This window comes from Gilvimarinus xylanilyticus, assembly GCF_024195295.1.
Taxonomy (GTDB): Bacteria; Pseudomonadota; Gammaproteobacteria; order Pseudomonadales; family Cellvibrionaceae; genus Gilvimarinus; species Gilvimarinus xylanilyticus.
Map to the genome: position 1 here is coordinate 595376 of NZ_JAMFTH010000001.1, position 24864 is coordinate 620239.

General features: G+C 55.1%; 25 protein-coding genes. 16 read left to right on the forward strand and 9 right to left on the reverse strand.

Annotated elements, in window-relative coordinates; translation table 11 throughout:
* Window positions 1-16: 16 nt before the first annotated feature.
* From M6D89_RS02505 to cspD, 3 genes are all read right to left on the reverse strand, one after another.
* Window positions 17-481 carry an NUDIX hydrolase gene (locus tag M6D89_RS02505; protein WP_253966456.1) on the reverse strand — a complete coding sequence of 155 codons (465 nt, stop codon included), beginning with the start codon at window positions 479-481 and terminating at the stop codon, window positions 17-19.
* 4 nt (window positions 482-485) lie between these two features.
* Window positions 486-1067: a pseudouridine synthase gene (locus tag M6D89_RS02510; RefSeq protein ID WP_253966457.1), complete on the reverse strand. Its 582-nt coding sequence runs from the start codon at window positions 1065-1067 to the stop codon at window positions 486-488.
* An 81-nt stretch (window positions 1068-1148) separates the two neighbouring features.
* Window positions 1149-1367, reverse strand: coding sequence for a cold shock domain-containing protein CspD (cspD, locus tag M6D89_RS02515; RefSeq protein WP_253966458.1), 219 nt, complete (start codon window positions 1365-1367; stop codon window positions 1149-1151).
* A 224-nt stretch (window positions 1368-1591) separates the two neighbouring features.
* On the opposite strand from cspD, the gene clpS reads away from it, so the two are divergent.
* The gene (gene clpS, locus M6D89_RS02520; RefSeq protein WP_253966459.1) at window positions 1592-1978 is read left to right on the forward strand and encodes an ATP-dependent Clp protease adapter ClpS; all 387 of its coding nucleotides are present in this window, start codon (window positions 1592-1594) and stop codon (window positions 1976-1978) included.
* A gap of 59 nt (window positions 1979-2037) precedes the next feature.
* Window positions 2038-4317 carry an ATP-dependent Clp protease ATP-binding subunit ClpA gene (clpA, locus tag M6D89_RS02525; protein ID WP_253966460.1) on the forward strand — a complete coding sequence of 760 codons (2280 nt, stop codon included), beginning with the start codon at window positions 2038-2040 and terminating at the stop codon, window positions 4315-4317.
* A gap of 39 nt (window positions 4318-4356) precedes the next feature.
* On the opposite strand, the gene M6D89_RS02530 is transcribed toward clpA, so the two are convergent.
* The 5 genes from M6D89_RS02530 to trxB form a co-directional block, all read right to left on the reverse strand.
* Window positions 4357-4752: a globin gene (locus M6D89_RS02530; RefSeq protein WP_253966461.1), complete on the reverse strand. Its 396-nt coding sequence runs from the start codon at window positions 4750-4752 to the stop codon at window positions 4357-4359.
* A 127-nt stretch (window positions 4753-4879) separates the two neighbouring features.
* Entirely contained in the window at window positions 4880-5098 is a 219-nt protein-coding gene (infA, locus tag M6D89_RS02535) for a translation initiation factor IF-1 (protein ID WP_253966462.1), read from the reverse strand.
* A gap of 116 nt (window positions 5099-5214) precedes the next feature.
* Entirely contained in the window at window positions 5215-5922 is a 708-nt protein-coding gene (locus M6D89_RS02540) for an arginyltransferase (protein WP_253966463.1), read from the reverse strand.
* 51 nt (window positions 5923-5973) lie between these two features.
* Window positions 5974-6687 carry a leucyl/phenylalanyl-tRNA--protein transferase gene (gene aat / locus M6D89_RS02545; RefSeq protein WP_253966464.1) on the reverse strand — a complete coding sequence of 238 codons (714 nt, stop codon included), beginning with the start codon at window positions 6685-6687 and terminating at the stop codon, window positions 5974-5976.
* 65 nt (window positions 6688-6752) lie between these two features.
* Window positions 6753-7688: a thioredoxin-disulfide reductase gene (gene trxB / locus M6D89_RS02550; RefSeq protein ID WP_253966465.1), complete on the reverse strand. Its 936-nt coding sequence runs from the start codon at window positions 7686-7688 to the stop codon at window positions 6753-6755.
* A gap of 256 nt (window positions 7689-7944) precedes the next feature.
* Between trxB and M6D89_RS02555 the strand changes: the two genes are divergently transcribed.
* The 10 genes from M6D89_RS02555 to M6D89_RS02600 all read left to right on the forward strand — a co-directional run bounded on the left by M6D89_RS02555 (window position 7945) and on the right by M6D89_RS02600 (window position 19299).
* On the forward strand, window positions 7945-10290 hold the full coding sequence (locus M6D89_RS02555) for a DNA translocase FtsK (RefSeq protein WP_272496033.1): 2346 nt from the start codon (window positions 7945-7947) through the stop codon (window positions 10288-10290).
* A 38-nt stretch (window positions 10291-10328) separates the two neighbouring features.
* Window positions 10329-10946 (forward strand): outer membrane lipoprotein periplasmic chaperone LolA, encoded by a 618-nt coding sequence (gene lolA / locus M6D89_RS02560; protein WP_253966466.1) that lies wholly within the window; start codon window positions 10329-10331, stop codon window positions 10944-10946.
* A gap of 1 nt (window position 10947) precedes the next feature.
* On the forward strand, window positions 10948-12291 hold the full coding sequence (locus tag M6D89_RS02565; RefSeq protein WP_253966467.1) for a replication-associated recombination protein A: 1344 nt from the start codon (window positions 10948-10950) through the stop codon (window positions 12289-12291).
* Between the two features lie 3 nt (window positions 12292-12294).
* A complete protein-coding gene (crcB, locus tag M6D89_RS02570) occupies window positions 12295-12672 on the forward strand; it encodes a fluoride efflux transporter CrcB (protein WP_253966468.1) in 378 nt (125 codons plus the stop codon).
* A gap of 54 nt (window positions 12673-12726) precedes the next feature.
* Complete coding sequence (gene serS / locus M6D89_RS02575) at window positions 12727-14010, forward strand: serine--tRNA ligase (RefSeq protein ID WP_253966469.1); 1284 nt, start codon at window positions 12727-12729, stop codon at window positions 14008-14010.
* A 7-nt stretch (window positions 14011-14017) separates the two neighbouring features.
* On the forward strand, window positions 14018-15403 hold the full coding sequence (cysG, locus tag M6D89_RS02580; protein WP_253966470.1) for a siroheme synthase CysG: 1386 nt from the start codon (window positions 14018-14020) through the stop codon (window positions 15401-15403).
* A 41-nt stretch (window positions 15404-15444) separates the two neighbouring features.
* Complete coding sequence (locus tag M6D89_RS02585; protein WP_253966471.1) at window positions 15445-15678, forward strand: hypothetical protein; 234 nt, start codon at window positions 15445-15447, stop codon at window positions 15676-15678.
* Between the two features lie 62 nt (window positions 15679-15740).
* Window positions 15741-17102 (forward strand): glutathione-disulfide reductase, encoded by a 1362-nt coding sequence (gene gorA / locus M6D89_RS02590; RefSeq protein ID WP_253966472.1) that lies wholly within the window; start codon window positions 15741-15743, stop codon window positions 17100-17102.
* An 85-nt stretch (window positions 17103-17187) separates the two neighbouring features.
* Window positions 17188-17634, forward strand: a complete 447-nt coding sequence (locus M6D89_RS02595; RefSeq protein ID WP_253966473.1) for an excinuclease ATPase subunit — start codon at window positions 17188-17190, stop codon at window positions 17632-17634.
* Between the two features lie 468 nt (window positions 17635-18102).
* A complete protein-coding gene (locus tag M6D89_RS02600; protein ID WP_253966474.1) occupies window positions 18103-19299 on the forward strand; it encodes an alginate export family protein in 1197 nt (398 codons plus the stop codon).
* 93 nt (window positions 19300-19392) lie between these two features.
* Here the strand turns inward: M6D89_RS02600 and M6D89_RS02605 are convergent, their stop codons facing one another.
* Window positions 19393-20667: a citrate synthase gene (locus M6D89_RS02605; protein WP_253966475.1), complete on the reverse strand. Its 1275-nt coding sequence runs from the start codon at window positions 20665-20667 to the stop codon at window positions 19393-19395.
* Between the two features lie 748 nt (window positions 20668-21415).
* Between M6D89_RS02605 and sdhC the strand changes: the two genes are divergently transcribed.
* From sdhC to M6D89_RS02625, 4 genes are read left to right on the forward strand one after another with little or no spacing between them, the layout of a single operon-like run.
* A complete protein-coding gene (sdhC, locus tag M6D89_RS02610; protein ID WP_253966476.1) occupies window positions 21416-21790 on the forward strand; it encodes a succinate dehydrogenase, cytochrome b556 subunit in 375 nt (124 codons plus the stop codon).
* Window positions 21784-22152 (forward strand): succinate dehydrogenase, hydrophobic membrane anchor protein, encoded by a 369-nt coding sequence (gene sdhD, locus M6D89_RS02615; RefSeq protein ID WP_253966477.1) that lies wholly within the window; start codon window positions 21784-21786, stop codon window positions 22150-22152. The genes sdhC and sdhD overlap by 7 nt, the downstream gene beginning before the upstream one ends.
* A gap of 3 nt (window positions 22153-22155) precedes the next feature.
* Window positions 22156-23928: a succinate dehydrogenase flavoprotein subunit gene (gene sdhA, locus M6D89_RS02620; protein WP_253966478.1), complete on the forward strand. Its 1773-nt coding sequence runs from the start codon at window positions 22156-22158 to the stop codon at window positions 23926-23928.
* A gap of 15 nt (window positions 23929-23943) precedes the next feature.
* Window positions 23944-24648 (forward strand): succinate dehydrogenase iron-sulfur subunit, encoded by a 705-nt coding sequence (locus tag M6D89_RS02625; RefSeq protein WP_253966479.1) that lies wholly within the window; start codon window positions 23944-23946, stop codon window positions 24646-24648.
* Window positions 24649-24864: the final 216 nt, after the last annotated feature.

Here is a 24864-nt window from a genome sequence, read left to right on the forward strand (position 1 = left end):
AGAACGGGCGGGCATTTTACCCGTGCTGGCCCGCGACCTCCAGTGGGTAGCGGCGCCCGGCCAAATATTGATCGATGATGTCGAGCACCATGGGGCTTCGCAGTTGTTCGCGGCGTGCGGCAATCTCGTCGCGAGTCAGCCACTCGGGGCCAATAATACCCTCATCCAGCTGTGGGTTCGCGTCTTCTTCCAGGGCGCGGCCTATAAAAGTGGTGCGCACATAGGTTACGCCATTGGCCGGTGCCGTGTATAAATCTACCCCCACTACGCCGGTTAGCTCAATATGCCAGCCGGTTTCCTCCAGAGTCTCGCGCACTGCCGCCTGAGCCAAAGTTTCGTTGGCTTCTAGATGACCGGCGGGTTGGTTTAAGCGCTCGCGGCCATCGATCCATTCGCGCACCAGGAGAAATTGAGCGTCCCGCTCGATCACGCAGGCTACAGTTACGTGGGGCATAAAATCGCGCTGTGATGTTGGTGGCATAGCTTTACCGTTTGCGGCCTCCGCGTCGGGGCGAAGGTTGGGGTAGATGAATTTGCGTTTCGCTGTACTCCCCCGGCTTTAGCGCTCCCAGCGCCCACTGGCCAATGGCGCTTCGGACTAGGCGGAGGGTAGGTAGGCCCACCGCAGCGGTCATGCGGCGAACCTGGCGGTTGCGCCCCTCGGTGATGGTAATGCTGAGCCAGCTGGTGGGAATGTTTTTGCGCTCGCGCACTGGGTTGGATCTGGGCCAGAGTTCGGGGGGCGAGAGGGGCTCGACCTTGGCCGGACGGGTGGGCCCATCGTTGAGTTCAACCCCGCGGCGCAACTGATCTAAAGCACCGTTATCGGGCGTACCTTCCACTTGCACCCAATAGGTTTTGGGCAACTTGTGCCGCGGATTGGTGATGCGCTGAGCGAGGGCACCGTCGTCTGTGAGCAGTAACAGCCCTTCGGAGTCCATATCCAGGCGTCCGGCGGCATAAATATTCTTTTGTTTTAGGTATTGGGAGAGTGTGGGGCGTCCCTGAGGGTCAGTAAATTGACACAAAACCCCATAGGGCTTGTTGAAAAGTACGAGTTTGGCCATAAATAAAGCGCAGGACACAGCAAATGGGTCGGGTAGTTTAGCCTAACCGACCTGCGTTTGTTGAGTGGTTGCCGAGGGCGTTTAACCCGTGGCGGGCTTGGGGAGCGATATATTAACCGCGTGAAAGCCCTTATCTCCCTTGGATACATCAAAATTTACGGTCTGGCCCGCTTTGAGTGTTTTGTACCCGTCCATGGAGATGGCGGAATAGTGTGCGAAAAGGTCTTCATTGCCTTCGTCGGGGAGGATAAAACCGTAGCCTTTGGCGTTATTGAACCACTTAACGGTACCTGTAGGCATAGCGAAATTCCTTCTATGAGCTGGCGCGTTTCGCGCATCGTTATTATTGGAGAGCCCGCACAAAATCTTTGCGGGCCAGTGCTGATGGTTTTTTGATCAGCCATCGGTCTTTTTATCCGACCCTTCTCCACTTGTCAAGGTTTCAGCCATGTGGCTTATTTTTGTATAGGGTACAATGAGACAAACCATCCGCCCAACCGAAGTGTCAGATTCTTGTGATGTATATGGGAAAGTTTGAAAACTATCGACTAACATTAAATCAAATCCGCTGTCAGAAAGACGAAGATTATGACGCGGACGAAGGGGTTGCGGTGCAGGAGTCGCCGCCGCAATTAAAACGCCCTTCAATGTATAAAGTGGTCATGCACAATGACGATTACACACCCATGGAATTTGTGGTTTATACCCTGGAAGAGTTCTTTGGCATGAATCGTGAAAAGGCCACTCAGGTGATGCTGACCGTTCACACTGCGGGAAAAGCCGTTTGCGGCATTTATACCCGCGATGTCGCCGAAACCAAGGCTGAACAAGTCAACCAATTCGCCAAAGACAACGAACACCCACTGTTGTGCGAAATCGAAGTGGTAGACGGAGATGAGGACAGCGATTAAGTGGTAACACTGTCACCCTTATTTAGACAGTGGTTTTGCTCCCTAGAGAGGTACCGTTGATGTTAAGTAAAGATCTAGAAGTCACCCTGAACATGGCATTTAAAGGCGCTCGCAGCAAGCGTCACGAATTTATGACCGTGGAGCATCTATTGTTGGCGCTGATTGACAATGAATCGGCGGCCACGGTGTTGCGTGCGTGCGGGGCAGATCTGGTGGTCTTGCGGCGGGAGCTGATTGAGTTTGTCGATTCCACCACGCCCTTGCTGCCCGAAAACGACGAAGAGCGTGAAACTCAGCCCACGTTGGGTTTTCAGCGAGTGCTGCAGCGCGCCGTCTTTCACGTGCAGTCGTCGGGTAAGCAGGAAGTGACAGGCGCCAACGTGCTGGTCGCGATTTTCAGCGAACAGGAAAGTCAGGCGGTCTACTACCTGAAACAGCAGAATATTGCTCGTATCGATGTGGTGAATTACATCACCCACGGCATTCAAAAAGTGGCGGGCCAAGAGCACGGCTCCGAGGACGGCTCCCACGAGCAGGCTGACGATGAAAGCATCGGCGCCGAGCAGCCTGTGCAAAGCCCGCTGGAGAACTTCGCCACCAACCTGAATGAGTTGGCCGCCAGCGGCAAAATTGACCCGCTGATCGGTCGCGCGCAAGAGCTTGAGCGGGTGTCACAGGTGCTGTCCCGCCGCCGCAAAAACAACCCGCTGTTGGTGGGCGAGTCCGGGGTGGGTAAAACCGCCATCGCCGAAGGTTTGGCTAAGCGTATCGTCGACGGTGAAGTCCCCGAAGCACTAGCATCCAGCGTGGTTTACTCGTTGGATATGGGCGCGCTTTTGGCGGGCACAAAATATCGCGGCGACTTCGAGAAGCGCTTTAAAGGCTTGCTAGCCGAGCTCAAAAAGCAGGAACACTCGATTTTATTTATCGACGAAATTCACACTATAATCGGCGCCGGAGCGGCTTCGGGCGGGGTAATGGATGCCTCCAATTTGTTAAAGCCGCTGTTAAGCTCGGGGCAGTTGCGTTGCATGGGGTCTACGACTTACCAAGAGTATCGCGGTATTTTTGAAAAAGATCGCGCCCTGTCGCGCCGTTTCCAGAAAATTGATGTTGCCGAGCCCAGTGTGGATGACACCTATCAGATCCTTAAAGGCTTGAAAAAGCACTTTGAGGAACACCACAAGCTGCGCTATACCGATCCCGCGTTAAAAGCGGCCGCCGAGCTGTCTGAGCGCTACATTAACGATCGTTTTATGCCCGACAAAGCGATTGATGTGATCGATGAAGCCGGTGCTTATCAGCAGTTACAACCGCCCAGCAAGCGGAAAAAAACCGTGGGTGTGGGCGATGTGGAAGCGATCGTGGCGAAAATCGCCCGTATTCCGCCCAAGAGTGTTTCCTCTAATGATTTGGAACAGCTGCGTAAGCTGGATGACAACCTGAAGATGACCGTTTTCGGTCAGAATGAGGCCATCGACACCCTCTCCACGGCAATCAAACTGGCGCGCGCCGGGTTGCGCAATGGCGACAAGCCCATTGGCTCGTTCCTGTTCGCCGGGCCTACGGGTGTGGGTAAAACTGAGGTCAGCCGCCAGCTGGCCAAGTGTCTTGGAGTCGAGCTGATTCGCTTTGATATGTCCGAGTATATGGAACGTCACACAGTGTCGCGCTTAATCGGTGCGCCTCCAGGTTATGTGGGGTTTGATCAGGGCGGACTGCTGACCGATGCTGTCACCAAAAACCCGCACAGTGTGGTGCTGCTGGATGAGATTGAAAAAGCGCACCCGGATGTGTTTAATCTGCTGCTGCAGGTGATGGATCACGGTACCTTGACGGACAACAATGGCCGCAAGGCGGACTTTAGAAATGTCATCTTAATCATGACCACCAATGCAGGGGCCGAAGATGTCAGCCGTGCCTCGATTGGCTTTACTAAGCAGGATCACTCCACTGATGGCATGGAGGCGATTAAGAAAATGTTTACCCCCGAGTTCCGCAACCGTCTGGATGCTACGGTGCAGTTTGGCGCCTTGCCCCTGGATGTTGTGGAAACTGTAGTGGACAAGTTCTTGACCGAGTTGCAGGCCCAGCTGGATGAGAAAAAGGTGACGCTGGAAGTATCCAAGCGGGCGCGACAGTGGCTGGCCTTTAATGGCTACGATGAAAAAATGGGGGCACGCCCCATGGCCCGGCTTATCCAGGAGAAAATTAAAAAACCCCTGGCCGAAGCGGTATTGTTTGGCGAGTTAACCCAGGGCGGAACCGTGTCGGTGGATATTAACGATGCCGACGAGCTGGCCCTGCAGTACGAGGTTAAAGAGCCCGCCCACGCTTGATTTGCCTTAACCCCGGCCTTGTTCTAAGGCCGGGGATTTTCAATACGCACTTTTAATCAAATCAATGCCTGGTGTCAGGGCGTGACGCCAAGCGCTCTCCACCTGCGGTGAGTACTGCTTATCGTGCTGACGTAAGGTTTCCAGCAGCGCTTCCAGCCAAATGTTGTATAAGTGGGGCTTAATGTCGTAGCCGTGGCGGCTGTGGCTTTCGCCCAGGGCTTTTAATTTACTGTCGGGTAGGCCCCGGGAAAATAAAATCAATTGCATGATCCCGTTGCGCAATAAGTGCCGCTGACTGGGCATATCGGTATCCACAAACATCTGCCGAATTTCATCGGACTTTCCCATAAAGCAATCGTAAAAATCGCTGAAAAACTGGTCGCGTATACAGCAGCGTCCGTAGCTTTGAAAGACTATGTCCTGCGGGGTATCCACACTGGCTCCTGCACCGAAAAAGGCACTAGCCTAACGTGTAAAGCGGGGGAGGTTTTGATTTGAATCAAATTCGAGCTAAATCCGCAAAGCCCCAAGGCAGGGGCCCTGCGGGCTCGGTGATATAGGCTTAACGAGCGCGGTAGGTAATGCGGCCCTTAGTCAGATCGTAAGGGGTCATTTCCACTTTTACTTTGTCGCCAGTAAGAATGCGGATATAGTTTTTACGCATTTTGCCCGAAATATGTGCGGTCACAACATGACCGTTTTCCAGTTTTACCCGGAAAGTGGTGTTGGGCAGGGTGTCGATGACTTCACCTTCAAATTCAATAACGTCGTCTTTCGCCATTCGGCAGAATCCTCAATTTGTCTTTGCAGTTGCGCGAAAAGGCGGCAATTGTGCCTGAAAAGCGCGCAATAGCCAAGTCCGAAGGGCGAATTTCGTTGTTATGGATTGCCGCTGGGCTAATTCAGATTAACCCAGTGCTTGTTCACCAGAAGCTGAAGGGGGCGGTATTGGGTTTTATACGCCATTTTCTGACAGTCGCGTATCCAATAACCTAGGTAAACATATTCCAGACCCAGCTCGCGGGCCTTGTGCACCTGGGCGAGGATGGCAAAGGCGCCCAGGCTGCGTTTGGCCTCGCGGCTATCAAAAAACGTGTACACCGCCGACAGGCCGTCTTTCAGCTGGTCGCATACGGCAACCCCCAGTAATTGATCGTCTAACCGGTATTCGATGTAACGGGTGGTGCCCCAGGCGGGGCTTAAAAACGCCTCGTACTGTTCGCGCGAGGGCGGGTACATATCGCCGTCGGCGTGACGGGTGTTAATGTAATCTTCGTAAAGGCGGTAGTGCTCGTCAGTTTGAATGCTGTCGGTCAGGCGCAGCTCGATGTCCTGGTTTTTCTTAATGCAGCGCTTCTGGCTGCGATTGGGACGGAATAAACGCACTGGAATTCGGCAAGAGATGCAGGCCTGACAGGAGGCGCAGTGTGGGCGATACAGGTGTCCACCGCTGCGGCGAAAACCCAGGTGGGAGAGCTGCGAGTAGAGTTCTTGATCCACCTCGGCCGCCGGATCGATAAAAACGGTGGTTGCTTCTTCATCGCTTAAATAGCTGCACGGATGAGGAGCAGTGGCAAAGAGTTTTAGGCTCGATAAATCGCTCATGCTGTCCAGACCCTAAATATATCGCTAACACTCTAATCGATTTGCCCGCCCTTAGAAAGGGTAGCTGGGCTGGGGCAGAGCCCGCGGCCATTGGGATTGGCTGGAGGTGCCGATTAGACGCTTTAGCCGCTGGGCAAATTCAGGGCGCGGTATTTCGTGGGCGCCCAGGCTAAACAGATGGTCGCTGGCGACCTGGCAATCGATTAGTTCGAACTCCCACTGTGCCAAATAATGGCACAGGCAGGCAAATGCGACTTTCGAGGCGTTGTCGCGGCGAGCAAACATGGATTCGCCAAAAAAGACCTTGCCTAATGCGATGCCGTAAAGCCCGCCCACCAGCTCGGTCTCATCCCACATCTCGACACTGTGGGCAATACCCAAGCGGTGCAGCTCGATATAGGCTTCGCGCATTTCTTCGGTAATCCAGGTGCCGCCTGTGGCGTGCCGGGGGGCGGCGCAGGCGTCGATTACGGCGTTAAAACTGGTGTCAAAGCTCAGGCGGTAGGGCTGTTTGCGCAGTAATTTACGCATCGAGCGGGACAGGTGTACATCCACTGGCCGCAGCACGGTGCGGGGATTGGGGCTCCACCAGAGGATGGGTTGGTCGGCTTCATACCAGGGAAAGATGCCCTGGGCATAGGCGTTGACCAGCCGTAAGGGCGATAAATCCCCACCTGCCGCCAGGAGGCCATCCGGGTCATCCAGAGCGTGTTCCAGCGCGGGGAAACGCGCGGGGTTGTGGTCTAGCCAGGGTAGGTGAATCATATGCTACTCACAAAAAAACGGCGGGATAGCCCGCCGTTTAGTCTAACCTAAGCCTGCGCTCGGGTTCAGTCGTCGAGAAACTTCTCGGCGTCCAGCGCGGCCATACAGCCAAACCCGGCCGAGGTAATGGCCTGACGGTAGATGTGGTCAGATACGTCGCCAGCGGCATACACACCTTCAACGCTGGTGCAGGTGGCGTTGCCATCCAAACCGCTTTTGATTTTGATGTAACCGTCTTGCATATCCAGCTGACCGGCAAAAATATCGGTGTTGGGTTTGTGACCAATTGCGATAAACACGCCGGCCACATCCAGCTCGGTTTGCTCACCGGCGTCCAGATTGTTTAAGCGCAGGCCGGTCACGCCGCTGTCATCGCCCAGCACTTCATCCAGAGTGTGGTTCCACAGAATTTTGATGTTTTCTTTGGCAAACAACTTGTCCTGCAGGATTTTTTCCGAGCGCAGCGAGTCGCGGCGGTGGATCAGTGTCACTTCGCTGGCGATATTGGACAGGTACAGAGCCTCTTCCACGGCGGTGTTACCACCACCTACCACGGCGACTTTCTGGTCGCGGTAGAAGAAACCGTCACAGGTTGCGCAGGCGCTTACGCCTTTACCCATAAAGGCCTCTTCTGAGGGCAGGCCCAAGTACTGAGCCGATGCGCCGGTGGCAATGATCAGAGCGTCGCAGGTGTAGGTTTCAGTGCCTTTCAGGGTGAACGGGCGCTTGGACAAATCCGCCTCATTGATATGGTCAAAAATGATTTCGGTGTCAAAACGCTCGGCGTGCTGCTGCATATTAACCATCAGGTCTGGGCCCTGCAGATCGGCGACACCGCCCGGCCAGTTTTCCACTTCGGTAGTGGTAGTCAGCTGACCACCCTGTTGCATACCGGTGATCACAACGGGCTTCAGGTTGGCCCGTGCGGCGTAGATGGCGGCGGTGTACCCAGCGGGGCCGGAGCCGAGAATAATCAGGCGGTGATGTTTTGCTTCGCTCATCGGGTTGAATCCTTTTAGCAAGTGTCTGGTGATGTGAAAGTGGCGCCAATCATAAGCGAATCATTTAGTATGGGCAAAATTGTACTCTTCAATGCGGGGAATTGTTAATTTTAATGATCGTTTGCGACACCGATGTGTGGGGATGCACTGCGGGCGTCGATGGCATGAGATACAATAGCGCCGCCCGCGCCAGGGGCGGCAAACAGGCCCTGGGCGGCCCAGATCGTATAAAAGATAAACAACGGGGTTATAGCGTTTGAGTAAGAAAGTGACCAAAGCCACTGCGGAAAAAGCGGATAAAAAGACCAATGGCACAGTGTTAGTCCGGGTGCTGCGCGAAGGTGCTCTGATTGGTTTAGTGGCGGCCTGCGTATTATTGTTGCTGACCCTGGTGACTTACGATGCCGGAGATCCGGGCTGGTCACGCACAGGCTCTGGCGAGCGTATTCAGAACGCCGGTGGTCCGGCGGGCGCTTGGCTGGCCGATGTTTTTTTCTCGCTGTTTGGTTATCTCGCCTTTTTGTTTCCGTTAATGCTCGGTTACCGAGCCTGGCTGATTATTCGCGATCGGGCTCATCGCCCTGAGTTTGATCCGGTGTTGCTCGGGCTTCGAACCGTGGGCCTGGTATTGGTCATGGTGGCCGGCACAGGGCTGGCGGTGCTGAACATCGGTGGTCGCGAGTCGGCGCTGCCGTTTTCCGATGGCGGCTATTTGGGGCTTTCAGTAGCCGATGCTGTGGCGGGGGCGTTTAGTCACACGGGCGGCACTTTGTTGTTGCTGGCAATGTTCTTTTTTGGTTTGACGATTTTTACCGACTTGTCCTGGTTAGCGTTAATGGACGGGATCGGACAAAAGGTTATCCAGACCTGGCAGGGCGTGGGCGCTAAATGGACGGCCTGGCGCAGCGAGCGGGGCAATAAAAAAGAGGCAGAACAGCAGCAGCGCGAGCGTCGCGCGGTGATTGAGACGCGCAAAAAGACCGAGCAAAAGCGCGTCGCTCCCACGATTACCGAGCCGGTCAAGAAAGCTCAGCCGAGCAAGCGTGCGGTGCAGGAGCGTCAGAGTTCGCTGTTTGACAAAGACGAGGCGCCGGTGGGTGATCTGCCCGCCATTAGCCTGCTGGACCCGGCGGATAAGCACAGCGATAAGGCGTTTTCTAAGGAATCGCTGGAGGCTATGTCCAAGCTGCTGGAACTCAAGCTTAAAGACTTTGGCATCGAGATTGAGGTGGTTTCGGTACAGCCGGGCCCGGTAGTCACACGCTTTGAAATTCAGCCCGCTCCCGGCGTGAAGGCCAGTCGTATTACCAACCTGGCGAAAGATTTGGCGCGCTCGCTGGCGGTGATCAGTGTGCGGGTGGTGGAAGTGATTCCCGGTCGCTCGGTGATGGGGATTGAGATTCCCAACGAGCACCGCGAAATGGTGCGTTTGAGCGAGGTTTTGTCCTCCGAGCTTTACGAAAAGTCCAGATCTCGCCTGACCATGGCCCTGGGGCACAATATTGCCGGCGAGCCCGTGGTGGCCGATTTGGCGCGTATGCCCCACTTGTTGGTGGCCGGTACCACCGGCTCGGGTAAGTCCGTGGGGGTGAATGTGATGCTACTCTCGCTCTTGTACAAGTCCTCGCCCAAAGATGTTCGCCTGATTCTGGTGGACCCGAAAATGCTCGAGCTTTCGGTCTACGAGGGCATTCCTCACCTGCTGACCCCGGTGATTACCGATATGAACGACGCCGCCAACGGCTTGCGTTGGTGTGTGGGCGAAATGGAGCGCCGCTATAAGCTGATGGCGGCCATGGGGGTAAGGAATTTGGCGGGTTTTAACCGCAAGGTGGAAGAGGCGGAAAAAGCCGGTAACCCCATACCCGATCCGCTGTTTAAACCCGATGAACACTACGAGCCGGGTAGCGAAGAGGCCACGCCGCCCAACCTCGAAACTTTGCCCGCGATTGTGGTGGTAATCGATGAATTTGCCGACATGATGATGATTGTGGGCAAAAAAGTGGAACAATTGATTGCTCGTATTGCTCAAAAGGCCAGGGCGGCGGGTATTCACTTGATTTTGGCCACCCAGCGGCCCTCGGTGGATGTGATTACCGGCTTGATTAAAGCCAATGTTCCCACCCGTATGGCGTTTCAAGTGTCGTCTAAGATCGATTCGCGCACGATTCTCGATCAGGGCGGCGCCGAACAGCTGCTGGGCCACGGGGACATGTTGTATCTACCTCCCGGCACCAGTGTGCCCGAACGGGTTCACGGCGCCTTTGTCGACGACCACGAAGTTCACAAGGTCGTGGCCGATTGGAAAAAGCGCGGTGAGCCGGATTATTTGGAAGAGGTTATCGACGATAGCGCCAATAATATTCCCGTGCCCGGGTTATCCGGTGGGGATGAAGGCGGCAATGATGAAGGCGATGCGCTCTACGACGAAGCGGTCGCTTTTGTGTTGGATTCACGTAAGGCTTCTATTTCGGCGGTGCAGCGTAAACTGCGGATTGGCTATAACCGCGCGGCGCGCATTATCGATACCATGGAAGCCGCCGGTGTGGTATCGCCCGCCGGGCACAATGGCAATCGCGAAGTGCTGGCCCCCAAGTCGTAAACAAGCCTGCAAAGCGGGCGCAACACTAGGATAATTGTATGAAAACATGGCTGACATCCGCTGCCCTGGCGCTTGGGGTTTTGAGTGCGGCGGTTTGGGGCGAAAGTACTCAGGCGGTGGATAAGCTCAGCGAAAAGCTGAGCGATTTAACCAGCCTGGAAGGCACCTTTACCCAGAGTCTGCGCGATGAAAGCGACAGCGAGCTGGAGCGCAGCAGCGGCACCTTCGTGGTCCAGAAACCGGGGCGATTTTACTGGCGCACCACCGACCCCTATCCACAAACCCTGGTGTCGAACGGCGAGACCGTCTGGCTGTACGACCCCGATTTAATGCAGGTGACTGTGCGCCAAATGAGCGATGATATGCAGCGCACCCCGGCGCTTTTGTTAAGTGATTCGGCGGCGCGTATTGCCGATGCTTATCACGTGAATCAGCCAGAAGACAATCGTTTTGTGTTAACCCCTAAAGAGTCTGACCCACTGTTTGAATCCCTTACACTGGTATTCGCTGCGCAGCGAGTGGCGCAAATTCAACTGCTGGACAGCTTGGGGCAGACAACGGTATTTACGTTCTCCGCTACCAAGATAAATAAGCCAGTGTCGGAAGATTTATTCGAGTTTGATATTCCCGACGATGTCGATATTTTAATTGAGTAGTATGGGCGATCTATTTACCACTCAGGCGGTGCACCAGCCGCTGGCCGCGCGCATGCGCCCCCGCACTTTGGACGATTACATTGGCCAGACTCATATTCTGGCCCCCGGTAAACCCCTGCGTGAAGCCGTAGAGAAAGGCCAGTTGCACTCGATGATTTTGTGGGGGCCGCCGGGAGTGGGTAAAACCTCGCTGGCGCGTCTGTTTGCCGAGCGCGCCGATGCGCGCTTCGAGTCTCTTTCCGCCGTGTTGTCCGGCGTCAAAGATATTCGTGCGGCGGTGCAGGTTGCTCAGCAAGAACGGCAAATGCGCGGGCGCGCCACCATTTTGTTTGTGGATGAGGTGCACCGGTTTAACAAGTCACAGCAAGATGCGTTTTTGCCCTACGTGGAAGATGGCACCTTTATTTTTATCGGCGCCACCACCGAGAATCCCTCGTTCGAACTGAATAATGCGTTGTTGTCGCGCTGCAGAGTGTATGTGCTGCGCTCGCTGGCCGAAGCGCATATTCGCGCCGTTATCGAACAGGCCTTGACCGACAGCGAGCGCGGGCTGGGAGAGTTGGGCATTACGCTCGCAGACGAGGCGCGCGATATACTGCTTAATGCGGCCGATGGCGACGCCCGCAAATCGCTCAATTTGCTTGAACTGGCCGCCGATCTGACGCCCGAAGGCGAGGGCAGCCGGGTGATCGACAAGGCGGTGCTGGCTGAAGTTTTAGGCGGTGATGTGCGGCGCTTTGATAAGGGCGGTGATCTTTTCTACGAGCAGATATCGGCGATGCACAAATCCGTGCGCGGCTCGTCCCCGGATGGTGCCCTGTATTGGTTAGCGCGTATGTTGGATGGCGGCTGCGACCCGCTGTATATCGCCCGCCGGGTGGTGCGTATGGCGAGCGAAGATATTGGCAATGCCGACCCCCGGGGTCTGCCTTTGGCGCTGGCGGCCTGGGACACCCAGGCGCGCCTGGGCAGTCCCGAGGGCGAGCTGGCCATCGCCCAGGCCATTAGCTACTTGGCCTGTGCGCCCAAGAGCAACGCGGTATATAATGGCTTTAACCAAGCCATGGCGGATGTTAAGGCCGACCCGGCCCTGGATGTTCCCATGCACCTTCGCAATGCCCCCACCGCGATGATGAAATCCATGGATTTCGGGGCCGAGTACCGCTACGCCCACGACGAACCCGGTGCCTATGCCGCCGGCGAGTGCTATCTGCCCGAACAGATCGCACACAGGGTGTACTATCAGCCTACCGACCGGGGGCTGGAGGGAAAAATTGGCGATAAACTCAAACACCTGCGTGCCCTGGATGCGGCCAGTGCGCAGCAACGCTACCAAAAGGACTGACACATGCAGTGGCTGTTTGTGGCCTCGGGCGGCGCTCTGGGCGCTATGGCGAGGTTTTATATTACCGCCCATTTGTACCCAGTCGCGGGCAATCGTTTTCCGGTGGGGACGTTAATCGTCAATCTGCTGGGCTGCGCTTTAGTGGCTTGCTGCTATGTGGTGATCGTTGAAAAAGCGCTGTTGTCCCCCCACTGGCGGCACTTATTGGTCACCGGGTTTCTCGGGGCGCTGACGACCTTTTCCACCTTCTCTTTGGATGCCTTGTTACTGTGGCAGAACGGTCTGCACGGGATGGCGCTGGCTTATGTGCTCTGTAACCTGCTCGGTTGCCTGCTGGTGGTCGCCGCCTCGTGGTATTTGGTCAACTTTATGTTATCTTAACCGCCCTAAAATTCGGGCCCTTGGCCCAGCCACCAACTGTTAAAAGTCATTTCTATGCTAGATCCGAAACTGATTCGCGGCAATCTTGAAGAAGTCGCCCAGGGGCTCGCCAAGCGAGGTTTTCAACTGGATGTGGAGCTGTTGCGCTCGTTGGAAGAAGAGCGTAAAGCCATTCAAATAAAAACTGAAAACTTGCAATCGGAGCGCAACAGCCGCTCTAAAAATATCGGTAAGGCGAAAGCCGCCGGTGAAGATATTGCACCCTTATTAAAAGAGGTGGATCAGCTAAAACAAGATCTGGCCAGCGCTGAAACCGAGTTGCACGAGGTCCAGCACAAGCTGGACGACTACCTGTCCGGTGTGCCCAATATTCCCGATGCCGAGGTGCCCGAGGGCGAGAGCGAAGACGACAATGTCGAGGTGCGCACCTGGGGGACTCCGCGTCAGTTTGATTTTGACGTTAAGGATCATGTGGATTTAGGCGCGGATTTACAGGGCCTGGATTTTGATACGGCGAGCAAAATCACCGGCGCGCGTTTCGCCGTCATGCGCGGTGATATCGCCCGTTTGCATCGTGCCCTGATTCAGCTAATGCTGGATACTCACCAGCGCGAGCACGGCTACGAAGAGGTCAATGTTCCCTACATCGTCAATGCCGACTCGCTGTACGGCACGGGCCAGCTGCCCAAGTTCGCCGAAGATTTGTTCAAGCTTGAAGACGAACGGGATTTTTACTTAATCCCCACCGCCGAAGTGCCGGTGACCAATTTGCTGCGCGATCAGCTGCTGGATAAAGACGCTTCGCTGCCGCTTAAGTTTGTCGCCCACACCCCGTGCTTTCGCTCCGAGGCGGGCAGCCACGGTCGCGACACCCGCGGCATGATTCGCCAGCACCAGTTTGAAAAAGTCGAGCTGGTGCAATTTGTACGCCCCGAGGATTCCGACGAGGTGTTGAACACCCTGACCGGTCACGCCGAGGCGATCCTGCAAAAGCTGGGTTTGCCCTATCGCACGGTGATTTTGTGCGGTGGCGATATAGGCTTCTCGGCGGCCAAAACCTACGATATTGAAGTCTGGGTGCCGTCGCAGGATAAATACCGCGAGATTTCCTCGTGCTCCAATTTCCGCGATTTTCAGGCGCGCCGCTTAAAGGCTCGCTACCGCGATCCGGAAACCGGTAAGCCTGCGCTTTTGCACACATTAAACGGCTCGGGGTTGGCCATCGGCCGCACCTTGCTGGCAGTGCTTGAGAATTACCAGCAGGCCGATGGCAGTGTATTGGTGCCCGAAGCCCTGCAAGGGTACATGGGCGGTATTACCCGTATCGGTGGGGTGTAAGTTCGCTATGGAGTATTTCCCCTTCTTTATGCGGTTGCGCGATCAGCGCGTACTGATGATTGGCGGAGGGGAGATCGCTACCCGCAAAGCGAGGTTGCTGCTAAAAGCCGGTGCCAAACTGGCGGTGGTTACTTTAGAAGTCGATTCAGAACTAAAACAACTGGTTGAGGAAAGTGGCGGCACGGTTGAGCTGCGCGCCTATCAACCCAGTGATATCGATGGCGCCGTGCTGGTGTTGGCGGCGACCGATACCGCCGAGGTTAACGAGCGAGTTTCCCGCGATGCCCAGGCCCGGCAAATCCCCGTCAATGTGGTCGACAGCCCCGCACTGTGCACGGTGATTACCCCAGCCATTGTGGATCGCTCACCCCTGGTTATTGCTATTTCCAGCGGTGGTGAGGCGCCGGTGCTGGCGCGTTTAGTGCGCGCCAAACTGGAGCGCTTGCTGCCCGCCAGTTATGGTCGTTTGGCGGGGCTTGCCAGTCGCTTTCGCGAAGCGGTGAAACAGCGCTTTAAAACCGGCGACGAGCGCCGTCGCTTTTGGGAGCGGGTGTTGGAAGGGCCGGTTGCCGAACGGGTTTACAGCGGTCAGGAAGACGACGCCGATCGCCTGTTGGAGCAGCAGCTGGCCAGCGCCGACAATGAAGTGGGCGGCGAAGTCTATTTGGTGGGGGGCGGCCCCGGCGATCCGGAGCTGCTTACCTTAAAAGCGCTGCGTTTAATGCAGCAGGCCGAAGTGGTTTTGTACGATCGTTTGGTCTCCGACGAGGTTTTAGAGCTGGTGCGCCGCGATGCCGAGCGTATTTATGTTGGCAAGCGGCGCAGCCAGCACGCATTGGAGCAACCCGCCATCAACCAGCTGCTGGTCGATTTGGCCAAGCAAGGCAAGCGGGTGTTGCGTCTTAAAGGCGGCGATCCGTTTATTTTTGGGCGCGGCGGTGAGGAGATTGAGCTGCTTGCCGAGCACCGTGTTCCCTTTCAGGTGGTGCCAGGTATTACCGCCGCCTCGGGCTGTGCCGCTTACGCGGGTATTCCCTTAACGCACCGCGACTGCGCCCAGTCCGTGCGTTTTATTACCGGGCATTTAAGAAATGATAATCCCAACCTTAGCTGGCCCGAGTTGGCGCTGCCCGGCCAGACTCTGGTGTTTTATATGGGGCTGTTGGGGCTTGAGCAAATAGCGCAAGAGCTTATTGAGCACGGCCGAGCGCCAGCAACGCCTATCGCGCTGGTGGAAAAGGGTACCACCGATACCCAGCGAGTCATTGTGGGTGAATTGGCCAATATCACCCAAAAGGTTGCCGCCTGCGACGTCAAAGGGCCTACCTTAATTATTGTTGGCGAGGTAGTCTCGCTTCGCTCGCGTTTGGATTGGTTCTCTGCGGCGCAATAAGATAGCGCTAAAGTTATTTGCCCGCGAGTCGATAACCTTGCATGGTCTATCTCGGTCCCATTACACGTCTGACCCCCGCCAAGCCCAAGCCTGCCACAGGCTATGAGCCCGACCGGGATTTGCTTATCACTAAGCGTCTGCCAGATCAGCCCCCTGCTTTTGTCGAACGTCGCAAAGGGGATCGCCGCAGTCGCGACCGCTCCACTCAATTTGACTCCCGTTCGGGAACCGATCGGCGCCGCAGTCATAAGCATCGCGTCGATATCGAGGTTTAGCTCGCCCTCTCTCGCTGTATTTGCCTGTAGAATAGCGTTAATTCTAGTTCGGGAGCGACGCTATGGAACATTATGATTTACTGGTGATTGGTGCGGGCTCGGGCGGGGTGCGGGCCAGTCGCACAGCCGCGGCTTTAGGCGCACGGGTGGCCGTGGTCGAAGAGCGCGATTTGGGGGGCACCTGTGTCAATGTGGGTTGTGTTCCCAAAAAACTCTTCGTTTACGCGTCGCAGTTTTCCGAGCAATTTTCTCGCGCCGCCGGTTACGGCTGGTCAGTCCCCGAACGAGAGTTCACCTGGGCCACTTTGCGCGAAAATAAAAACCGCGAAATTTCCCGTTTAAACGGTATTTACGATCGCATGCTGGGCTCTGCCGGCGTGGATGTTCTGCAGGGCCACGGCAAAATATTGGGACCCAATAAAGTACTGGTGGGTGAAACTGAATATTCCGCTGACCGTATTCTTATCGCGGTAGGGGGGTGGCCTTTTGTGCCGGATTTTCCCGGGCGCGAACATGTTATCAGCTCTAATGAAGTCTTCTTTCTCGATCAGTTGCCGGACTCTATGGTGATCGTGGGCGGTGGTTATATAGCCTGCGAATTCGCCAGTATTTTCAATGGCCTGGGAGTAAAAACCCATCTGCTCTATCGCCGCGACCTATTTTTGCGGGGCTTTGATCGGGACATTCGCGAGCTTATGGCCAAAGAGATGCAGGCCAAAGGCATTGAGCTGCATTTTAATACCGATGTGCAAAAGGTAGAGCGTGACGGCAGTGACCTTAAAGTGTTTACGGATATTGGCTCGACCATTGACGCCGGACAGGTGATGTACGCCACCGGTCGGCGTCCACTGCTGCAAGGATTGGGTTTGGAAAACACCCAGGTGGCGCTAACGGATAAAGGCCAGATTGAGGTCGATGAGCTGTTTCAGACCGCTGAGCCCTCAATTTATGCTCTGGGAGATGTGGTGGGGCGAATGGAGTTGACCCCGGTGGCGCTGGCCGAAGGTATGTCACTGGCGCGGCGGCTGTTTGCGCCCCTGCAGTTCAGCGAGCAAGAGCTAAAGGTCGACTACAGTAAAATTCCCACGGCGGTGTTTACTCAGCCTAATATTGCCACCGTGGGCTTGTCGGAAGAGGCGGCGCGCGAGCAGGGCTTTGATGTGTCGGTGTTTAAGGCGAGCTTTACCCCCATGCCGCTGGCGTTAACCGATAGTGATGAAAAGGTGTTGGTTAAGCTGGTGGTGGACAAGGCCTCCGATAAAGTGTTGGGAGCCCATATGGTAGGGCAGGATGCCGGAGAAATTATTCAGGGGTTAGCGGTGGCGATAACCGCCGGGGCCACCAAAGCCGACTTCGATCGCACTATCGGCATTCATCCGACGGTGGCGGAGGAGTTCGTCACTCTCAGAACCCCAGAGCCTTGAGTTCAGGGGGATTTGGCAATTGAGCTTGTGGGGATTGCCTGCGATACTTGGCAGCCCTGAAAGTCTATTAATTAAGGAGATGAAAATGACTTCAATCAGCGGACGTTTGACGGCCATAGTAACCATGTTGGCGGCGCTAATGGCGAGCTCGGCCGTTCAGGCCCGAGACGATGCGTTAATGTTCCCCGTGCAGGATGTACTCGAGGAGTATAAGGATCGTCTGGACCCAGACGTCACCTTTTACTTTGGCGAGCAAAGCTATCCCGAGCCGACTAAAAAACTGGGAGAGTTCGTTACCAACAAAAAAACCAACGCTTTCAACAAGTCTGATGAGGAAGCCTGTAAATGGGTGATGCTATCCGCTCTGATGCAGCTACAGGATCGAGCCATTTCAGAAGGTGGTAACGCGGTGGTCGACATTCGCAGTTACTACAAGAAAAAAGAAGTCAGCAGTGAGACGGAGTACGAGTGCCATGCCGGAACCTTTGTTGCCGGCGTTGCCCTGATCGGTCGGGTGGCCCAAATCGACTGATAGAGACCACCTTGTTCACTGAGAAAAGCGCCTTTACCCGGGCGCTTTTTTTTCGTCTCCACTTTTGCGTTGCGCCATTGTGAGGCGCGAATAAAAATATGCACAGACGCATTGCTGTCTTGTGGGGCAAAAAGCATGCGTCAAAGTGCAGCGTTTTATCGTCTGGGTGCGCAATATTGTGCGCGTCGGGTTTCGTAAGAATTCAGTGAGATGAGAGCCCGAATTGTCATCTTCTGCCTTTGTGTTTTTTGTAAGTGATTGATAGATAGTAAGTTTTAATGTTGTTCGGAGGTGTGTGCCAGTGCTGGCATATGCTTTGCTCTAGCGGTTGAGGAAGCGCATTAAGGCCATAAGGCTGTGTCTGAGTGCACCGATTGAGGCCGCAGGCATCGCGTGAAAACAGACGCCCATAGAAGGGCGCGTATCGGGAAGAATTACCGACTATTCAACTGAGCTAGGAGATAACCAATGATTAAGCGATTGACGGCATTAGCTGGGGCGATAAGTACTCTTGTGTGCGTGGGGGCGCAGGCCGAGCAAGCGGGCAGTTTGCAAGAGGCCTTGACCGAAGCGGACGTGAAGTTGGCGTTGCGCCTGCGTTATGAGGGAGTGGAGTGGCAGGGGCTAGAGGACTCCGATGCCGTCACCTTAAAGACTCGCTTGAGTTTTACCTCGGCGGATTATCACGGCTTTGGGTTTATGTTGGAGATGGACGATGTGCAGGCACTGACGGATGTGGATTATCGCACCGCCGGCAACGACCCCAGCAACCCCGGTACGGCGGTGATTGCCGATCCGGAGGGCACCGAAGTGAATCAGGCCTATTTGTCCTACAAGGGGCTGGGCTCGTCTGAGTTTCGCTACGGCCGCCAGAGAATACTGCTGGATAATCAGCGTTTTGTGGGGGGGGTGGGCTGGCGCCAGAACGAGCAGACCTACGATTCATTTTCTTTCACAAACACCGGGTTAGCAGACACTAGGTTTTTTTACTCTTACCTGTACAACGTCAATCGTATTTTTGGCGATGACAATCCCATTGGTAATCACAAGCACGAGTCTCATTTAATCAATGTGAACCACGCCTTTGCGGAGGCTGGCACATTAACGGCCTACGCCTATCTGCTGGATAATATTACCGCCGCAGCGCTTTCCAGCGATTCTTATGGGGCACGCTGGCAAGGCAAGGCAGGAGAGAGTTTTACTTATAATCTAGAGTACGCAGTGCAATCGGATGCCGGCGATAATCCCGTATCTTATGACACCGATTATATGCTCGCCGAGGCGGGCTATAAGTTCGGGGCGGTGAAGCTTGGTGCGGGTTATGAGGTATTGGGTTCAGACGAAGGTAAAGTAGGCTTTACCACGTCGCTGGCAACATTGCACAAGTTTCAGGGGTGGACGGATCGCTTTTTATCCACGCCTGAAAACGGGGTAGAAGACGTCTACGTGAGTGCCTCGGGTTCGGTGGCCGGATTTAAACTTATGGCGGTCTACCACGATTTGACGTCGGATTATCAGGGCATAGATTACGGCCAGGAAATTGATCTGTCGGTCAGTAAAAGCTTTGGCCCGGTTTCGGCCCTACTTAAATTTGCCGACTATCAGGCGGATGATTATGGCTCGGATACCCAGAAAGTATGGTTGCAGTTGAGCAGCGTATTTTAATTCGCCAAAACATGCCCGCCTAAGTGGGGGTAAAAGCGTCAGACACAAAAAAGGCCCCTCGGGGCCTTTTTTGTGCTTGTCCGGCAGGCGAGATTACGCGGGGTAATCGCGTTGAGTGTAGCCGGTGTACAGCTGGCGTGGACGGCCAATTTTGTAGGGTTTGCTGACCATTTCGTCCCAGTGTGCGTACCAGCCCACGGCGCGACCGGTGGCGAAAATAACGGTAAACATCTCGGTGGGAATACCCAGCGCTTTCATGATGATGCCCGAGTAGAAATCCACATTGGGGTAGAGTTTCTTCTGAATAAAGTACTCGTCTTCCAGGGCGATTTTTTCCAGCTTTTTGGCGATCGCAAGCAGCGGATCGTTTTCCAGGCCCAGCTCCGACAGCACTTCATCGGCGGCTTGTTTCATTACCTTGGCGCGCGGATCAAAGTTTTTGTAAACACGGTGGCCAAAGCCCATCAGGCGGAATGGATCGGCTTTGTCCTTGGCCTTGGCAACATAGGTGTCGATGTTGTCGACGCTGCCAATTTCTTCCAGCATGTTCAGTACGGCTTCGTTGGCGCCGCCGTGGGCCGGTCCCCACAGGGTAGAAATGCCCGCCGCAATAGCGGCGAAGGGGTTGGTGCCCGAAGAGCCCGACAGGCGTACGGTAGAAGTAGAGGCGTTTTGCTCGTGATCGGCGTGCAGCAAGAAGATGCGATCCATGGCCTTGGCCAGTACCGGGCTGACTTTGTCGTCAGTGGATTTGCCGAAGGTCATGTTCAGGTAGTTGGCGGCATAATCCAGCGCGGGGTTTGAGGCGACAAAATCTTCGCCTTTGAGGTGCTTGTAGGTCATGGCCGCCAGGGTCGGCATCTGGCCGATCAGGCGATACGCGGTCTGGTCGCGATCTGCTTCTTTGGTGATGTCGATTTCGTCGTTATAAACCGCTGCCAGTGCCGCGACGGCGCTGCACATCACCGCCATAGGGTGTGCTTCTTTGGGGAAACTTTGGATCAGGTTGGCGACGGAGGAGGCGACTTCAGAGCTATCTTTAACGGCTTGAACAAAGTGCTGCTTTTGTTCTTGGTTGGGCAGCTCGCCCTTTAGCAGCAGGTAGCAGGTTTCCAGATAATCGGAATGTTCGGCCAGCTGATCGATCGGGTAGCCGCGGTGCAGTAACACACCTTTGCCGCCGTCGATAAAGGTGATTTGCGATTCACACGAAGCAGTGGACATAAAGCCCGGATCGTAAGTAAAAAAACCGTTTTTGGTCAGGCTGGTGACATCAATAACGTTTGGGCCTACGGCGCTTTCATAAATCGGCAGCTCTACCGACGTGTCCTGGCCGTCGACCGTTAAACGTGCTTTTTTGTCAGTCATTACGGACTCCTGTAGTTACTTTCGAGTTTGGCTGTCTTGAAGCCAACATTCTCATTCTGTGAGACGCAACCATCCGGCACGAGGCTCGCAAGCGCCCAGGCGGGTCAGCACACTGTGTAAAAGGTTGGGGAGAATCGTTGCGTCGGGCACAATCTTTAGCTTCTCACCGCGGGTGTTGTTCTGTGGCTCTATTTTGGCTAGAGCTCTTGAGTTGGCCCGGCCTCTTCGGGGCGGGCGTTACACTGGCTCTTATTGTGACAAATACTTAAAACAACACAATCCTGCCACCGGGCATTTGTCGCATGCCCTTTTGCGGGAGGCGGCATTATAGATGAGATTGGCGGATAAGGCATAGCTTTGACCGCCGATCCACGGTTATTTACTGTTTTTTTTGGTTTAGGTTTGGCGAATATTTGAACTTTAGGTCTATTCTGGTGCAGTGGCGAGGGTTAATTTGGGGCGTTAGCTTGAAAACGCTCTGGAATGGCGCGCCAGTGTGGTTCGCAATAGCAGTGAAAACGGCGGGAAGTGCTTGGAAAACCAGCAAAAAATGCATTTTTCGATCATCCTTTTTATTTGTGTTTCAGCGTGCAAATCCCTATAATACGCCGCGACTTGCAGGATGCGCCCGAGGGGGCATTAAGTGCACTTTGATGGCGCACAACGCCTAGTGCTGGCTCTCAGGAGCTATCCCCGGACGCTTATTCTTAAAACCGGCCCTAACCGGGCACAAAGGTGATTAGCTACCGTGAACAACAAAAGACCTGTCAATCTCGAACTTTCGACGATCAAGTTCCCAATAACTGCCCTTGTTTCCATTACCCACCGTATTACCGGCGTATTTTTGTTTGCCGGTGTTGCCGTGCTTTTGTGGATGCTGGATTCCAGCTTGACCTCTGAAGAGGGGTTTGCCGCGGTACAGGACGCTCTGGCGAGCCCTGTATGTAAATTTATTATTTGGGCCGTGCTTGCCGGTCTTGCCTACCATTTGGCAATGGGTGTTCGCCACCTGTTTATGGACTGTGGTGTGGGCGAGACGCTCGAGGGTGGACGCCGGGGGGCTAAAATCGCCCTGGTGGTAGCGGTTGTTCTGATTGTATTGGCAGGAGTCTGGGTATGGTAACGGCAATTACAAACTTGGGGCGCAGCGGTCTCTACGACTGGCTGATTCAGCGCCTGAGCGCTGTCGCAATGACAGCTTATATTGTTTTTCTGGTGGCCTATTTGGTCATGAATCCCGAGCTCGATTACGGTCAGTGGAGCGCTTTGTTCGATCAGTTGTGGGTGCGGGTGTTTAGCCTGATCACACTGTTATCGATTGTGGCCCACGCCTGGATAGGCCTTTGGTCTGTGGTGACTGACTATATTACTCCCATGACGCTGGGCGGCAAAGCCGTGGTGGTACGCGTACTGGCTCAGGTTGTTCTGGGTGTGGTCGCAATCACCTACACCGTGTGGGGCATCGAAGTACTTTGGGGGCTTTAATTCATGGCTAATATGCGTACGATTTCATTTGACGGTATCGTCATCGGCGGCGGCGGTGCGGGCATGCGCGCAGCCCTGCAGTTGGCGCAATCAGGTTACAAAACAGCGGTTATTACCAAAGTATTTCCCACCCGCTCGCACACTGTATCGGCCCAGGGCGGTATTACCTGTGCTATTGCCAGTGCCGATCCGCAGGACGATTGGCGTTGGCACATGTATGACACCGTTAAGGGCTCTGACTATATCGGTGATCAGGATGCTATCGAGTACATGTGCTCGGTGGGCCCCGAGGCTGTATTCGAGTTAGAGCATATGGGCCTGCCTTTCTCGCGCACCGACAATGGCCGCATTTACCAGCGTCCCTTCGGTGGTCAGTCTAAAGATTTTGGCCGCGGCGGCCAGGCCGCGCGCACGTGTGCCGCAGCTGACCGCACCGGCCACGCCCTACTGCACACCCTTTATCAGCAAAATGTGCAGAACGACACCACCTTTTTGAATGAGTGGTTTGCGGTCGATCTGGTGAAAAACCAGGATGGCGCCGTTGTAGGCGTTATCGCTATCAATATCGAAGACGGCGAAGTCGTTTTCGTTAAATCCAAGGCCACGGTTTTCGCGACGGGCGGGGCGGGGCGTATTTATGCCTCTACCACCAATGCTCACATCAATACTGGCGATGGTATTGGTATGGCGCTGCGCGCGGGCTTCCCGGTGCAGGATATCGAAATGTGGCAGTTCCACCCCACCGGTATTCACGGTGCCGGTACTCTGGTGACCGAGGGTTGCCGGGGCGAGGGTGGCTATCTGATTAACAAAGATGGCGAGCGCTTTATGGAGCGTTACGCCCCCAACGCCAAAGACCTGGCGGGCCGCGACGTGGTCGCCCGCTCGATGGTGCTGGAAATTCTGGAAGGCCGCGGCTGCGGCGAAAACGGCGACCATGTTTACCTCAAGCTTGATCATCTGGGCGAAGAGACCCTGAACGCCAAACTGCCCGGTATTTTGGAGCTGTCGCGTACCTTTGCGCACGCTGATCCGGTAAAAGAGCCGATCCCGGTGGTGCCTACCTGTCACTATATGATGGGTGGTATTCCCACCAATGTCAGTGGGCAGGCCTTGACCCAGGATGCCGATGGTAACGATCAGGTGATTCCGGGCTTCTACGCCTGTGGTGAAGCCGCCTGTGTATCTGTGCACGGCGCCAACCGCTTGGGCGGTAACTCACTGCTGGATCTGGTGGTGTTTGGTCGCTCGGCAGGCCAGTACATTGAGAAAAGCCTGCGTGAAGGCATTGAGCTGCGTGAACCCAGTCAGTCGGATATCGAAGCAGCTATGAGCCGCCTGGATCGCCTGAACAGCTCCCAGGGCGGTGAGAGTGCTGCTGCACTGCGCACGGAGTTACAGAATGTGATGCAGAATCACTTCGGTGTATTCCGCAAAGGTGAATTTATGGAAGAGGGCATTAAGAAGTTGGCTGATCTGCGCGAGCGTATCGGCAATGTGACCCTTGACGATAAAAGTAATGCCTTTAACACCGCGCGTATCGAAGCGCTGGAGCTGCAGAACTTACTGGAAGTGGCCGAGGCTACCGCGATTACCGCCGAAGAGCGCAAAGAATCTCGCGGCGCCCACGCGCGCGACGATTTCCAGGAGCGCGATGATGAAAACTGGTTGTGCCACTCCATGTTCTTCCCTGTGGAGAAGCGTGTGGGTAAGCGCAGCGTGAATTTTGCGCCCAAGTCGATGGACGCGTTTGAGCCTAAAGCTCGTACTTACTAATTGGGGTGGTGAGATATGTTGAAAGTAGAAGTGTATCGCTATAACCCGGAGACTGACTCCGCGCCCTACATGAAAACTTACGAGTTCGATGCTCAGGGCAAAGATTTGATGGTGTTGGATGTGATGGAGCAGCTTAAAGCTCAGGATCCAACCTTGGCTTATCGTCGCTCGTGCCGCGAAGGTGTGTGCGGCTCCGATGGCATGAATATTAACGGTAAGAATGGCTTGGCCTGCATTACCCCTCTGTCCGAGGCGGTAAAAAAGAACAAGTTGGTCATTCGGCCGTTGCCCGGTTTGCCGGTCATTCGCGATTTGGTCGTGGATATGTCTCAGTTTTACGCGCAATACAAGAAAATTGAGCCCTATTTACAGACCGACAGCCCCGCGCCTGCCATCGAGCGGTTACAATCGCCCGAAGATCGGGCTAAACTCGACGGCCTGTATGAGTGTATACTCTGTGCCTGTTGTTCAACCAGTTGCCCCTCTTTCTGGTGGAATCCGGATAAGTTTATCGGTCCGGCGGGCCTGTTGCAGGCTTATCGATTCCTGATCGACAGTCGCGACGAGGCAACCGAGCAGCGTTTGTCTAAGTTGGACGACCCCTTCAGCGTATTCCGCTGTCACGGTATCCAGAATTGCGTGTCGGTGTGCCCCAAAGGGTTAAACCCGACCCGGGCCATTGGCCATATCCGCTCGATGCTGTTGCGCAGTGCAACCTGATCGGACGGTTTGATGATGAACGAGTGACGCCAATGCGCTGCCAGACGGGATTTCCCGCTGCAGCGCATTTGTGTATGTGCCGCGCTCTGAGACGGCACAACTAAGCGGCGCCTTTGGCCACAAGCTGAAAGCGTTATTGGAAGCTAACTGCCAGTGCTGGCAGGGGGAACCCAGGTTATCGCCCGGGTAGCCCGATAGGGTAAATCCCTAACAACT